The organism is Gemmatimonadaceae bacterium, from assembly GCA_035533015.1.
GTDB lineage: Bacteria > Gemmatimonadota > Gemmatimonadetes > Gemmatimonadales > Gemmatimonadaceae > JAGWRI01.
The window spans coordinates 1-11,001 of record DATLUQ010000021.1 but is presented as its reverse complement, the minus strand read 5'-3'; the positions used below and the strand labels follow the sequence as shown (position 1 = coordinate 11,001).

11 protein-coding genes and 1 riboswitch are annotated in these 11,001 nt (G+C 68.5%); of the genes, 6 read left to right on the top strand and 5 right to left on the bottom strand.

The window, feature by feature from the left end; translation table 11 throughout:
* Positions 1-58 precede the first annotated feature (58 nt).
* Positions 59-835 (bottom strand): hypothetical protein, encoded by a 777-nt coding sequence (locus VNF92_04665; GenBank protein ID HVA57159.1) that lies wholly within the window; start codon positions 833-835, stop codon positions 59-61.
* Positions 836-997: 162 nt separating this feature from the next.
* Between VNF92_04665 and VNF92_04660 the strand changes: the two genes are divergently transcribed.
* The gene (locus VNF92_04660; protein ID HVA57158.1) at positions 998-2,608 is read left to right on the top strand and encodes an amidase family protein; all 1,611 of its coding nucleotides are present in this window, start codon (positions 998-1,000) and stop codon (positions 2,606-2,608) included.
* Between the two features lie 46 nt (positions 2,609-2,654).
* On the opposite strand, the gene VNF92_04655 is transcribed toward VNF92_04660, so the two are convergent.
* The 4 genes from VNF92_04655 to VNF92_04640 form a co-directional block, all read right to left on the bottom strand.
* Positions 2,655-3,536 (bottom strand): sulfurtransferase, encoded by an 882-nt coding sequence (locus tag VNF92_04655; GenBank protein ID HVA57157.1) that lies wholly within the window; start codon positions 3,534-3,536, stop codon positions 2,655-2,657.
* Positions 3,537-3,779: 243 nt separating this feature from the next.
* Positions 3,780-4,193: a DUF190 domain-containing protein gene (locus VNF92_04650; protein HVA57156.1), complete on the bottom strand. Its 414-nt coding sequence runs from the start codon at positions 4,191-4,193 to the stop codon at positions 3,780-3,782.
* 2 nt (positions 4,194-4,195) lie between these two features.
* The gene (gene crcB, locus VNF92_04645) at positions 4,196-4,603 is read right to left on the bottom strand and encodes a fluoride efflux transporter CrcB (protein ID HVA57155.1); all 408 of its coding nucleotides are present in this window, start codon (positions 4,601-4,603) and stop codon (positions 4,196-4,198) included.
* Positions 4,600-5,064 (bottom strand): hypothetical protein, encoded by a 465-nt coding sequence (locus tag VNF92_04640; protein ID HVA57154.1) that lies wholly within the window; start codon positions 5,062-5,064, stop codon positions 4,600-4,602. The genes crcB and VNF92_04640 overlap by 4 nt, the downstream gene beginning before the upstream one ends.
* Positions 5,065-5,090: 26 nt before the next feature.
* Positions 5,091-5,156, bottom strand: a riboswitch (Fluoride riboswitch).
* A 181-nt stretch (positions 5,157-5,337) separates the two neighbouring features.
* Here VNF92_04640 and VNF92_04635 point away from each other — a divergent pair.
* The 5 genes from VNF92_04635 to VNF92_04615 form a co-directional block, all read left to right on the top strand.
* Positions 5,338-6,048, top strand: a complete 711-nt coding sequence (locus VNF92_04635; protein ID HVA57153.1) for a response regulator transcription factor — start codon at positions 5,338-5,340, stop codon at positions 6,046-6,048.
* Positions 6,049-6,061: 13 nt separating this feature from the next.
* Entirely contained in the window at positions 6,062-7,624 is a 1,563-nt protein-coding gene (locus VNF92_04630; GenBank protein HVA57152.1) for an ATP-binding protein, read from the top strand.
* Between the two features lie 520 nt (positions 7,625-8,144).
* Entirely contained in the window at positions 8,145-8,234 is a 90-nt protein-coding gene (gene kdpF / locus VNF92_04625) for a K(+)-transporting ATPase subunit F (protein ID HVA57151.1), read from the top strand.
* Between the two features lies 1 nt (position 8,235).
* Positions 8,236-9,951: a potassium-transporting ATPase subunit KdpA gene (gene kdpA / locus VNF92_04620; protein ID HVA57150.1), complete on the top strand. Its 1,716-nt coding sequence runs from the start codon at positions 8,236-8,238 to the stop codon at positions 9,949-9,951.
* 1 nt (position 9,952) lies between these two features.
* On the top strand, positions 9,953-11,001 hold a 1,049-nt coding region (locus VNF92_04615), incomplete at its 3' end, for an HAD-IC family P-type ATPase (GenBank protein ID HVA57149.1).

The following is an 11,001-nucleotide window of genomic DNA, read 5'->3' as shown; positions in this document are numbered from 1 at the left end:
GGCCACGGCAGCGTATCCCGGGCCTGCCGCAGGAGCCCGATCGCGACGCTCGGGTTCGTCAGGCCTCCGCCGCGCCGGACTCCAGGCTCCGCGCCATGAGTTCGATGTCGAACCCCTCGCCCCGAATTCGCGCGTCGTAGTACAGGAGCATTTCCGTGAGGCCGATCAGCGGATAGGCCACGATCGTGAACGCGGTCGCGAGTACGAGGAGAATGACGGTGCTCCCGGTCATCTGACCCACAAGCGTCACTCCGATGTCCAGGACGAAGTAGATGAGCCAGATCAGGATCAGCGTGTTGAGGATGTGCCGCTTGCGCCCCTTCGACAGGACCGACGACCGTCCGAGCGCCGCCCACGCCCCGCGGCCCTCGAGGACGATGGCCGCGTCGACGGCGAAGTACCGCGCCGCCACGTAGAGGGCGCCGAACACCAGGCACAATAGCCCGAGCATCGCAAGGACGTACTTGTACAGTCCGCCAATCAGGATCGCGGGGATCCGGGGCATCAACTCGCGCATCGTGGCCCCTACGTCGCGCGGTCCGGGGTCGCCCAGGTATGCGTCGGATCCGAGCCGCACGATGACCGCGGTCATCAACGCGAACGACACCCATGTCCCGAGGCCACTCAGCACCAGCGTCACGACCGCCGTGGGCCCAAAAGTCGGCGCGGATGGCGTCAGTCCCACCCCCGGCACGAAGAGCAGTCGCAGGATCAGCCACGGCGCATACGCCACGGCCGTCACGACGATATATTGGAGCGCGTCCTCGCGGTAGAGTTGGAACGCCGCGTCCACGATCTCGGACACGGACCGCGCGCGGAATCGGGTTTCGGTCATGGCACGGTTGGGGGGAAACGGGTGGACCGACGCGAGCCGTCGGCGGCCTCCGGGAAGATGTGCCCGGCCCCCGCGCTCGGCTAGCCTCCACCGGTGCAGGCGGCAGACTCCCGCAAAATGTGGTAAATCCCGCTGGGACATTTCCACAATCATGAGAGCGAAATGAGACTATTCAGAAGCGGTACGGCGGCGCGCGGCTGCCTCGCACTGGCCGCCATGGCCTTCGGCGCGGCCCGGCTCGCCGCGCAGGCCTCCCCGGCGCCCGCGGCTGCACGACCGTTCGACGTCGTGGAGGCGAGCATCGCCGACGTCCACGCGGCCCTGCGCAGCGGCGCAATCACCTGCCGCGGCCTCGTGCAGGCGTATCTCGATCGCATTACCGCCTACGACAAGAACGGACCGGCGATCAACGCCATCATCCTCGTGAACCCCGACGCGCTCGCCGTGGCCGACAGCCTCGACGCCGTGGCCACGCGCGGGGCCGCCGCAGGATCCTTGTTCTGCATCCCAATCATCGTGAAGGACAACTACGACACGAAGGGGCTTCAGACCACTGGTGGGTCGCTCGCCTTCAAGGGGTTCGCCCCCGATCGCGACGCGTTCGTCGTGGCCCGGCTGCGCGCCGCGGGCGCGATCGTGCTCGCCAAGTCGAACATGGCCGAACTGGCGTTCAGCCCCTACGAGACCGTCAGTTCCATTCTCCCCGGCTACACGCGCAACCCGTACGAGTTGGATCGCGTGACCGCGGGCTCCAGCGGGGGCACCGCGGCGGCGGTGGCGTCGAGCATGGGCGTCGTCGGTCTCGGCACCGACACCGGCAATTCCATTCGCGGACCGTCGTCGCACCAGGCGCTCGTCGGAATCCGGCCCACGATGGGACTCACCAGCCGGTCGGGAGTGGTGCCGCTGTTCCTCGGCGCCGATGTCACGGGACCGATGGCGCGCACCGTGGCCGATGCGGTTGCCGTGCTGCAGGTGATGGCCGGACCCGACCCGGGCGATCCGGTCACGCTCGCCAGCCGCGGCCACGTGAGCGCCGACTATGCGTCGGCGCTGGTGCCGGACGGGCTTCGCGGCAGGCGCATCGGCGTGCTGCACCAGGCGTACGACACGCCCACGCTCGATCCCGAGATCGCCCGGCTGTTCGCCGCGGCGCTGGACGACCTGCGGCGCCAGGGCGCGACGATCATCGATCCCGTGGCGGTGCCCGACCTGACCGCCATCCGCCGCCTGCAGACGGCCGGGTGCAATACGTTCAAGCGCGATTTCAATGCCTACCTGGCCTCGCTCAGCCCGACTCCACCGGTCAAGACGTTGGCCGAGCTGATCCGGACGCGAGAGTACCATCCCTCGATCGAGGTGCGGCTCAAGGATGCCGAAGCCGTGGAAGACACCGCGGCCAACAACCCCGGATGTACGAGCCAGGAGGCCATGCGGGCGCGGCTCCGGACCGCCGTCACGCAGCTGCTCGACTCCATGCACCTGGACGCGATGGTCTATCCCACCTGGAGCAACCCGCCGCGGCTGATCGGCGATCTCAACACGCCGGCCGGCGACAACAACCAGTTCTTCTCACCGAGCACGGGGTTCCCGGCCATCACCGTGCCCATGGGCTACACGCATGGTGGCGTGCTCCCAGCCGGCCTCCAGTTCTTCGGACGGGCCTGGGATGAGCGTACACTCATCACCCTGGCGTACGGGTACGAGCAGGCCACGCACCGCCGGCGGCCGCCGCCCACCACCCCGCCGCTCCGCCCCACAGCGGGAGAGTAGGAGGATAGAGCGTAAACCGCGTTCCGCAGTCATCCATCCTACCCTCCTACCGTTCTATCGGCGCCTGCACCGCGTTCCCCCACTCCGTCCAGCTGCCGTCGTAGTTGCGCACCTTCTCGAACCCCAGCAGGTAGGTGAGCACGAACCAGGTGTGCGACGAGCGCTCGCCGATGCGGCAGTAGGCGATGACGTCGTCGGTGGGCGTGAGCCCCTGCTCGCGTTCGTAGATCGCGCGGAGTTCGTCGGCTGTTTTGAACGTGCCGTCCGCGTTCGCCGCGCGGGCCCAGGGGACGCTCTTCGCTCGGGGAATGTGCCCGCCGCGCAGCGCGCCCTCTTGCGGGTAGTCGGCCATGTGCAGTTTCTTGCCGGTGTACTCGTCCGGGGAGCGCACGTCCACGAGTTGGCGATGGGCGGCCACGTGCCGTTTCACGTCGTCCATGAATGCACGAATGCGCTCGTCGCGGCGCGCCGGCGGCGTGTACGTCGTGGATGGATGGACGGGAACGTCGGTCACCAGCGGCCGCCCCTCCAGCTCCCACTTGATGCGGCCGCCGTCGAGAATGCGCCCGTTCGTGAATCCAAACAGCTGGAACACCCACAGCGCGTAGCAGGCCCACCAGTTGCTCTTGTCGCCGTAGAACACCACCGGCGTCGTCTCGTCGATCCCCAACCGGCGTGCGAGCGCCTGGAACCGATCGCGGTCGATGTAGTCGCGCACCAGAGGATCGTTGAGGTCCAGGTGCCAATCCACCTTCTGGGCCCCCGGGATGTGCCCCGTGTCGTACAACAGCACGTCCTCGTCGCTCTCGATGATGCGCAGGGCCGGATCGTTCAGGTGTTCGGCCAGCCATGCGGTGCTCACCAGCGACTCGGGGTGCGCGTATTCCCTGGCAAGAATGGCCTGGTCGGCGATCGTCGCGGTACTCATGTTCGAACTCCCGGAGATGAGGCGTGATACTGCAGGGAGCCGTCGGCCGCGCGGAAAGTTCCCCTAAACGACAAGTCCCGGGACGACTTCCGCCCGGGTCGCGTTTTAGCTCGTTGTTTTGCGTGGCGGCAATAGGCGGGAAATGACCACGGGTCTCGGTTGTGTGTGAATGGCTAGCCGTCCCCGGCCAACGCGTCAAGCGCACCACCGGAGCGGAGCGGCCCGCACTGCCCCGCGAATGCCTCAGCCCTCTCCGAGGTCGATCGACCAGCTCCCCGTACGCCGGTCGGGAGGCACGTTGCCACGATACATGATCACCCTGGCGCGCTCCAGCGTGATGAGCCCGCCCCCGATCATGTCGTCCAGCTCCGGGAGGATCTCCTCGATGCGCTCCGGCGTGTCCACGCATTCGACGACGATCGGCAGGTCGCTGGACAATTCGAGGAACCGGTCGGTGTGCAGGTGCGCGGTGGCGCCGAATCCCATGATCCCGCGAAACACGGTGCACCCGGCGTAATGGCGCTTGCGCAACAGTTCTACGATCTGCTGATAGAGCGGCTTGCCCTCGTACTTGTCGCTCTCGCCGATATGCACGCGCATCAGCATGCGCTCGCCCTTGAAGCCGTGGGTGATGCTGCCGGCCTGGTGGTCTGCCATCGTCACGCTCCTCCGCGCTGCAGGTGGATGGCGCCATGGGCCGCCGCGAACCCCGCGAACATCGCTACCAGCGACGCGCCGACGCTCAAGAGCACGTACGCCGCCGCTCGATTGTACTCGCCGTCGCGCAGCAGCGCGAACGTCTCGTAGCTGAACGTCGAGAACGTGGTGTACCCGCCACACACGCCCGAGGTGAGCAGCAGCCCCAATTCCGGCCGCACGGCCGAGGTTTCGGCCAGGTATGCGACCAGGAAGCCGAGCAGCAGCGAGCCCGTGACGTTGATGATCAGGGTGGCCACGGGAAAGGCCGGGCCGGCGCGCCCCTGGATGAACACCGTCGCGATGTAGCGCAGCGCGCCGCCGATCGCCGCCCCCACGGCCACGTACCCGACATTGATGAGAAATCTCATGACCGCTCCGGCCGGTTCGGGCCCGCCGCCTCCCACGCGGCCAATCGCCCCACCGCTCGGAATCGCTCGATGAGATCGTCGAGCACCGGGTCGAGTTGCTCGTGCACGCTCGGGTCCACCGCCCCGTAGCCCCGCAGGCCGCGCGCCCGGCTGTCTTCCAGCCGGATGGTCGCCGACGTCACCATCGCGCGGATGCTCCGCGCTCGGGACATGTGACGGCTATCCGTGCGCAGCAACGCGCCCAACGCGAGAACGCGCGACCGCAGGTCGGCGATCAGCGGATACGCCTCGGCGGTGAACCTCGGCGGTAGGTCGTCCGCGTACTCGGTGAGGGGGCCCCATGCCTGGCGATCCTGGTCGGCCAACTCTTCGATGCGCGCCAGCGCTTCGTCGAGCCCCACGAGGAGCACCGCGAAGTGGCGCCGCTGATGCTCGTTGAGCACCGGATGCAAGTCGGTCATGGACACAAGTATGGCTCCCGCGCAGCGATTGCGTAGGAGCCATCAGCCAATGGTGCCGGCGGTTGCGGGTGAGCTCCATCACCCTGTATCTATCTTTTTAAGAATAGTTCGGGTCGCGGACAACAGGCAAGGGCGAACCGCGAAGTCCAACCGATGGGGAGGCGCGATGCAGCGAGCGAATTGGCACGAGGTGGGGGCCGCCGGCGTACTCGGCCTCGTCGCGTCCTCCCGCGACCGTCCGTAATCCCGCCGGACGCTTCCCCCCACCTCCGTATGCCCACGACGTCCCGGCAAACGCTGCTCGTAGTGGACGACGAGCCCAAAATCCGCACCGCCGTCTGCGACGCCGTCGCGCTCGACGTGGCACGGTGCGTTGAAGCGTCCACGGGCGTCGAAGCGATAGCCGCTGCGCAACGCGAACATCCCGACGTCATCGTCCTCGACCTCGGCCTCCCCGATCGCGACGGCGTCGAGGTCTGCCGCCGGCTGCGCGAGTTCACGCAGGCCCCGATCCTCGTGCTGTCGGCCCGCCATTCGGAGAGCGAAAAGGCGCGGCTCCTCGACGCCGGCGCCGACGACTACGTGACCAAGCCGTTCGGCACGGTGGAATTCCGGGCCCGCATCCGCGCCCAGCTCCGCCGCGCTCGGCGCCCGGCTCCGCCGCGCGGGCCACTGGCCATCGGCCCGTTCACGATCGACGTCGAGCGCCGCTCGGCCTCGCGCGGCGCCGCGGCCGTGCACCTCAGTCCCACCGAGTGGCAGCTGCTGCAGGTGCTCGCCGCCAACGCCGGCCGGACGATGACCCATGCCCAGCTCTTCCGCGCCGTCTGGGGGTCGTCGGACGGCGACCCACAGCAGTACCTGCGCGTGTACATGGCCCATCTGCGCCGCAAGCTCGAAGCCGATCCGTACACGCCACGCCACTTCGTGACCGAACCGGGCGTGGGCTATCGCTTCGAGATCGACCCCGTCGATGCCGGATAACGGCCGCCGCCCGATGCGACGCTGGGCGTGGCCCCTGTCGTTCCTCGCGCTCGCGGCCGTGAGCGCCGGGCTGTTCCTCGTGCGCAGCCACGTGGACAAGGCGCACGTCGCCCTGCTCTTCCTGCTCGTGGTCCTCGGCGGGAGCGCGGCGGGCGGCCGAGTCCTCGGCATCGCGCTCTCGGCCGTGGCCTTCCTCATCTTCGATTTCGCGTTTCTCCCGCCGTATTACACGCTGGTCATCCAGGATCCGCTGGACTGGCTGGTGCTAGTGGCCTTTCTCGTCACGGGAATCGTGGCGGCGCAGCTGCTCGCGCGCGCCGAGGATCGCGCCGAGACGGCACGCCAACGTTCCGTGGAAGTGGAACGCCTGGCCGTGCTCGGCGCCGAGACGCTGAACGTGGGCCGCGCCGAGGACGCGCTCACCGCGATCGCGCGCGTGATACAGGCCACCCTCGAGGTGGCCTGCTGCGAGATCTTCGTGGCGCGGCTCCCCGGTCCGACGTATTCGCGGGCTGGCGCGGCCGGCACGTGCGGCGGCGCCGCGGACGTCGATCCGGCCGGCCTGGCGGCGTGGGTCGCGCAAGCCGGAGCGCCGGCCACCGAACGCGCGGATCGCACCACGCGCATCGCCCCGCTCGCGCCGGCGCCCGGCGAGAGCTGGAGCCAGCTTCCGCTCTGGCCGATCGGCGACGACGTGCGCGCGCTCCTCGTGCCACTCGGCGTTCGTGGGCGCACCGTGGGCGTGCTTCGCATCTCCAGCGACGCGCCGTTCACGCTCGATCCGGCCAAACGCCAATTCCTCGACGCGCTCGCCTACTACGCCGCGCTGGCGGTGGAGCGCACTCGCCTCTCGGCCGAAGCAGACCGGGCCGAAGCGTTCCGCCAGGCGGGACAGCTCAAGGACGCGCTGCTGGCCGCCGTATCGCACGACCTGCGCACGCCCCTCACGTCCATCAAGGCGCTGGCCCACCGGCTCGCCGAGCGAGGGACCGAAGAGGCCGTGTCCATCGAAGCGGAAGCGGACCGCCTGAATCGCATGGTCGCCGACCTGCTCGACCTGTCGCGCCTCAACGCCGGCTCGTTGCCGCTGCGCATCGAACTCAACGTGGCCGACGAGATCGTCGGTGCGGCGGTGCGGAGCGTGACCGCCGCCCGCGGCGCGCGCGCCGTGGCCGTCCACGCCGAAGCAGCCGGCCCGATCGGCGTGGTGTGCGACACGGTGCAGGCCGTGCGCGTCCTCGTGAACCTGCTGGAAAACGCGCTCAAGTACTCGCCCCAGGATTCGCCGGTGGATCTGGACGTGCGGCGCGCCGGTGACCGGGTGCAGTTCGCCGTGGCCGACCGCGGGCCGGGCATCCCCGAGGACGAGCGCGAGCGGGTGTTCACCGCCTTCTACCGGCCTCCGGGCAGCCCCCCCGACGTGGGCGGCGTGGGGCTCGGGCTCGCGATCGCCCGCCGCCTGGCGGAAGCGCAGGGGGGCGACGTCCGCCTGGCGCCGCGTCCCGGCGGCGGCAGCGTGTTCACCTTCGATCTCCCGGCCGCGGACGTCCCCGCACTGATCGCCCCGGCCGGCTGAGGCTGCCCCGGCCGATCACCGCGCGCTTGCGTTCACGGCGCGCGATCGAGGCCGCCTCTAGAAGGCGCGCGACGTCGATGCCGAAGACCATCTGCATCGCAAGATATGCGACGAATGCCGCGACCACGATCGCGACAGACCACGCACGAAATACGGCCCAGCCCATGGCGGCCTCCCCCGCAGCGGGGCCGCGGCGATCGACCGTCATCGATCGCCGCTCCCCGGCCGGGACGAACCCTAAGGCCCGCGCATTAACGACGCGTGAACGATTCCGGCCGGTGACGCCGGGGAATCCCCTATTCATCGCACCGGCAATCCGCGTACTGCTTCGTTAACGCGGTTTTCACGCCCCCCGAATAGCGTTCCTGCGGTTCGCAGAAACCCGACTCCTCACAGGCGGCCCGTTCATGCTGGATTTCATATATGTGCTCACGGCCATCGCGTTCTTCGCGTTGATGCTGGCGTACGTCGGCGCGTGCCGACGCCTTGGCGCGGGCGGCGAGCACGAGGAGCGCACGACGTGACGACCGACAACGTGGTCGGCGCGATCGTCGCCGCGCTGCTCCTGGTGTACCTGATCTACACGCTCCTCCGGCCGGAGAAGTTCTGACATGACCGCCAACGGTTGGATTCAGATCGCGTTCTACGCGGTGGCGCTGCTGCTCGTGACCAAGCCGATCGGGGTCTATCTGGTCAAGGTCTACGACGGGTCGCTCCACTGGCTCGGCCCGGTGGAGCGGCTGCTCTATCGTCTGGGCGGCGTCGACCCGGACGAGGACCAGCACTGGACGCGCTACGCCGCGTCGATGCTGATCTTCAGTCTGGCGACGATGCTGCTCACGTACCTCGTGCTGCGGGTCCAGCAGTGGCTGCCGCTCAACCCGCAGCACCTGCCCAACGTGGTGGACCGCCAGGCCTTCGAGACGGCGGCGTCGTTCACGACGAACACCAACTGGCAGTCGTACAGCGGGGAGACGACGATGTCGTACTTCTCGCAGATGACCCAGCTCGCCTTCCACAACTTCGCGTCGGCGGCCGTCGGCGTCGCCCTCGCCATCGCCTTCACGCGGGGCATCGCGCGCCACAGCGCGGGCAGGCTCGGCAACTTCTGGGTCGATCTCGTGCGCGGCACGCTGTACGTCTTCCTGCCGGCGTCGTTCCTGTTCGCGCTGCTGCTCGTCCAGCAGGGCGCGATCCAGAACTTCGCGCACTACGTGACCGTCACGACGGTCGAGGGCGCGAAACAAGTCCTCGCCATGGGGCCGGTGGCCAGCCAGGAGGCCATCAAGCAGCTCGGCACGAACGGTGGCGGATTCTTCAACGCCAACTCGGCGCATCCGTTCGAGAATCCCACGCCGTGGACCAACTTCTGGCAGATGTTCACGATCTTCCTCGTTCCCGCCGGCCTGACCTACGCGTTCGGCCGCATGGTGAAGAACCAGAAGCACGGGTGGGCGCTCTGGGCCGCGATGTTCGTGCTGTTCATGGCCGGGACGACCACCGCGTACTGGGCGGAAGCGCGCGGGAACCCCATCCACCGGCAGCTCGGCGTGAACACGGTGGCGTCGACAACCAACCCCGGCGGCAACATGGAGGGCAAGGAGGTCCGATTCGGCATCGCGAATTCGGCGCTGTTCGCCACGATCACCACCGACGCGTCGTGCGGCGCCGTGAACGCCATGCACGACTCGTTCACGCCGATCGGCGGGTTGGTCCCGCTGACGAACATCCTGCTCGGCGAGGTGGTGTTCGGCGGGGTGGGGGCCGGCCTCTACGGCATGCTCGTGATGGTCGTGCTCACGGTGTTCATCGCCGGACTCATGGTGGGACGCACGCCGGAGTACCTGGGCAAGAAGATCCAGGCGCGGGAAGTACAGATGGCGATGCTCTATGCCCTGGTGTTCGCTGCCGCGATTCTGGTGAACACCGCCGTGGCGGCGTCCGTGAAGGCGGGGCTGGCCGGACTGAACAACGCCGGGCCGCACGGGCTTTCCGAAATCCTGTACGCGTACGCGTCCACGGCCGGCAACAACGGCAGCGCGTTCGCCGGCCTCACCGGCGGCAGCTACTTCTACAACACGACCCTGGGGCTGAACACGCTGGTCGGCCGGTTCGCGATGATCGTACCGATGCTCGCCCTGGCGGGGTTCCTCTCCGAGAAGAAAGCGGCGCCGGAATCGACGGCGTCCTTCCCGGTCACGACGCCGCTGTTCGTCATCCTCCTCATCGGCGTCATCGTGATCGTCGGTGCCCTCACGTTCTTTCCCGCGCTCTCGCTCGGCCCGATCGTCGAGCACTTCCTGATGCGCGCGGGGAGGCTCTTCTAACATGGCCGTCGCTGCCCGTCCGCTGTTCGATCCGCCCATCGTGCGCCGCGCCGTGCGCGACGCGTTCGCCAAGCTCGCCCCGCGCGACATCATCCGGAATCCGGTCATGTTCGTGGTGTTCGTGGGCAGCATCCTCACCACGCTCGTCCTCGTGCGCGACATCGCGCAGCACCTGCCCGGCGTCGGGTTCACGCTCCAGATCGCCGTCTGGCTCTGGTTCACCGTGCTGTTCGCCAACTTCGCCGAAGCGATGGCGCAGGGGCGCGGCAAGGCCCAGGCCGATTCGCTCCGCTCGGCGCGCACGCAGACCGTGGCCAAGAAGCTGGACGACCCGACGAACAAGATCGCCGTGCTCGCCACGCCGGCGTCGCAGCTCCGGGTAGGCGACTTCGTCATCTGCACGCCGGGCGACGTGATTCCCGGCGACGGCGAGGTCGTGGAAGGCGTGGCGTCGGTGGACGAGTCGGCGATCACCGGCGAGTCGGCCCCCGTCATCCGCGAGTCGGGCGGCGACCGCTCCGCCGTCACCGGCGGCACGAAGGTCCTGTCCGACTACCTGATCATCCGGATCACCGCCAACCAGGGCGAGACCTTCCTCGACCGCATGATCGCGCTCGTCGAGGGCGCCATGCGGCAGAAGACGCCGAACGAGATCGCGCTCACGATCCTGCTGTCGGGACTCACGATCGTCTTCCTGCTCGCCGTCGCGACGCTGGCACCCTTCGCCGCGTACAGCGGCACCACGGTGTCCATGCCGGTCCTCATCTCGCTGCTCGTCTGTCTCATCCCGACGACGATCGGCGGCCTGCTCTCGGCGATCGGCATCGCCGGGATGGACCGGCTCATCCAACAGAACGTGATCGCGATGAGTGGCCGTTCGGTGGAGGCCGCCGGCGACGTCAACACCCTTCTGCTCGACAAGACGGGCACGATCACGCTCGGCAACCGCCAGGCGGTGGAGTTCCTCCCGGTATTCGGCGTGACCGTGGAGCATCTCGCCGATCGCGCGCAGCTCGCCTCGCTCCCCGACGAGACTCCCGAGGGCCGCAG